At 71.0% G+C, this 2,889-nt stretch carries 2 protein-coding genes and 1 pseudogene; 1 reads left to right on the forward strand and 2 read right to left on the reverse strand.

Annotation, left to right across the window (positions count from 1 at the left end):
* Positions 1–91 precede the first annotated feature (91 nt).
* Complete coding sequence (locus L0P92_RS43565) at positions 92–907, forward strand: enoyl-CoA hydratase/isomerase family protein (RefSeq protein WP_234768669.1); 816 nt, start codon at positions 92–94, stop codon at positions 905–907.
* A gap of 1 nt (position 908) precedes the next feature.
* Here L0P92_RS43565 and L0P92_RS43570 read toward each other — a convergent pair whose 3' ends face one another.
* Positions 909–1,418 (reverse strand): hypothetical protein, encoded by a 510-nt coding sequence (locus L0P92_RS43570; RefSeq protein WP_234768670.1) that lies wholly within the window; start codon positions 1,416–1,418, stop codon positions 909–911.
* Between the two features lie 207 nt (positions 1,419–1,625).
* Positions 1,626–2,846: pseudogene (locus L0P92_RS43575) on the reverse strand (outer membrane protein assembly factor BamB family protein); the annotation flags it as partial.
* Positions 2,847–2,889 lie beyond the last annotated feature (43 nt).

Here is a 2,889-nt window from a genome sequence, read left to right on the forward strand (position 1 = left end):
ACTCCCTTCCCCCCGACCGGATCCGCATCGGCGCCAAGGTCCAGGCCGTCTTCAACACCACCGGTCTGCCGCAGTGGACCCTGGAGCGCCCATGACCCTCACCCTCACGACGGACAAGGACACAGCCATCGCCGTCATCACCCTCGACCTCACCACCGACAAAGACACCGGCGTCGCCGTCATCACCCTCGACCGCCCCGACCGGCACAACGCCATCGACCTTGAGATGCGGGACCAACTCGTAGCTGCCTGGCGGGAGTTGCGGTTCGACGACACGGTACGGGCCGTCGTGCTGACCGGTGCGGGAGAGCGGGCCTTCTGTACGGGGCTGGACCGGGAGGTCGTCGTGCCGCAGCCCGGGTCGCCGTACATGATGGACGATCCGTTGCTGCGGGTCGGGCCGAAGTCCAACGACCTGTGGAAGCCGGTGGTCGCCGCCGTGCGGGGCATGGCCTGCGGCGGGGCCTTCTATCTGCTCGGGGAGGCGGACTTCGTCGTCGCCGATCCGACCGCCACCTTCTTCGACCCGCACACCACCTACGGGATGGTCAGCGCGTACGAGTCGATGCTGATGGCGCTGCGCATGCCGTACGGGGAGGCCGCGCGCATGGCGCTCATGGGGAGCGCGGAGCGGCTGTCGGCGCGGCGGGCGTACGAGATCGGGCTCGTGTCCGAAGTCACCGAGGTGGGCGGGGCGTTGGCGGCGGCGAAGGAATGCGCGGCCGTCATCGCCGGGTATCCGGCGGAGGGGGTGCAGGGGACCGTGCGGGCGCTGTGGGCGGCCAAGGAGGCCGCCCTGGACCGGGCGTTCGCGCAGGCGCCGCACCTGATCGCGCTCGGGAACCTGCCGGGTGAGCGGCAGGCGGAGCTGTTCCGGGCGCGGCGCCGCGACCACCGGGTCCGCTGAGCTACACCGCCGTACGGGTCACGTCGTCCAGTACGCAGGTCACGCCACTCGTGCTCGCGCCGGCGTCCGGGACGTACGCGGCCGCCACGTCCAGCGTCTCCGTGGTGTCGGCCGAGACGTACGGGATGCTCGACGAGCTGGTGCGCACGAGCGTGCCGCTCGGGTCCTTGAAGGTGACGCCGAACTCGTAGGTGTACGTCGTGATGCTGCTGGTGTTGGTGGCCTCGACCTGGGCGACGATGCCCCGGGTCGCGTCGTACACACAGCTGCGGATCCGCACATCCTGGGTGGCCTCGGCGGACGCGGTCGCGCTACTGCCGCCGCCCGAGACACCGCCGGACGACGAGTAGTCGTCGTCATCGTCGTCGTAGTGCGTACCGCCCGTACTGCTCGACGAGCTGCTGGAACTCGAACTGTCGTCACAGCCACCGCCGTGAGAGCGCTTGGCCCCCGTCAGCGCGACCACCACGCCGACGAGAACAGCGACAGCGCGAACATGGCGAAGCTTCATTCCGTGCGACCCCCGAATTGACGTTCATCACCGGCGACTTGACCGTGAGCACGTCACGCTAGCAGCGCCAGGTGCAGGACCCGTGAAGAGACGGGGAACGGCCCGCGAGAGGGGGGTAGCGCCCCGCAGGGGCGCACCCCTAGGGGCGCGGGGAACTGCGCGCCCAGCCACGACGGCGCCGCACTCAAACACGCACCTGACCCGGCACTACCCCCCGGAGCGAGCCGTACCCGTGCCCTTCTCCGCATCCAGCGCATACACACACCGATCCTTGCTGCACGCGTACACGACCCCGTCCCGCACCACCGGCGACCCCGTGATCTCCCCACCCGTGGCGAGCTTCCACCGCAGTCGGCCGTCGTCGGCCTTCAGCGTGTACAGCAGATGGTCGGTGGAGCCGAAGTGGATCCGCCCCTCCGCCACCGCCGGCGCACCCACGATGTCGCCGCCCGCCTGGAAACGCCACTTCGGCGTCCCGGTGACCGCGTCCAGCGTGTACAGCCCCTTGCCGCTGCCAACGTGGACATGACCGGCAGCCACCAGAACCGGCTCGATCGAGGAACGGGACTCCGTGGCGATGCGCCAGCGGTCGCGGCCGTCGGTGGCGTCCAGGGCGTAGACCGTGCCGAGGTAGTCGGCGAGGTACACACCGCCGCCGGTCACCGCCGGGCCCGGCACGAAGGTCGGCGGGCACAGGAAGACCGCAGGGGCCTCGAAGTGCCAGCGGACCAGTCCGCTCACGACGTCGAGTGCGAGCACCCGCGTCCCGGCCGAGACGTACACATAGCCGTCGTGCGCCTGCGCCACCCGCACCGGCACCCCGCCGCAGGAGGCGGCGTCGCCGATCGGGTACGACCAGCGCTCGTCGCCCGTGCGGGCGTCCAGGGCCTTCAGCCGGGCGTCCTGCCAGACGTACACCGTGCCGTCGTACAGCGCCGGGCCGGCCTCCGGGGACTCGAAGTCGGACTGCGCCCCGGTGAGCTCCCACAGCTTCTGGCCGTTCGAGGCCTCCCAGGCCTGGACACCGCCGCCGCGCGTGCCGGTGATGACCGTGCCCCGCTCGGCCTTGAGGGAGTACACCCAGGCGTCCGTCTGCAGCCGCCACAGGTCACCGCCCTCCCTGCTGTCCAGGGCGAACAGGGTCGGGCCGTCGGAGGCGTGGATACGGCCGTCGGCGACCGCCATCGACCAGGCGACGTCCCGTGTCTTGAAGCGGCGGCGGCCGGTGGCCACGTCGAGGGCGTGCACCTCGAAGGAGGTGACGTAGACGAGGTCGTCGGCGACGGAGGGGGTGCCCCAGACGTCGTTCGACATGCGGAAACGCCAGGGCCGCCAGCCGGCGGCGGGCTCCGGGGGCGTGGGCGGCAGGGCGGGTACGGCAGGGCCCACGGCGGGGTCGGTGCCGTTGACGCCGGGGCGGGGCTTGGACCTGTCTCTTATACACATCTTGACGCTGCCGACGAACAGCTAT

This window comes from Streptomyces muensis (assembly GCF_021474425.1).
GTDB lineage: Bacteria > Actinomycetota > Actinomycetes > Streptomycetales > Streptomycetaceae > Streptomyces > Streptomyces muensis.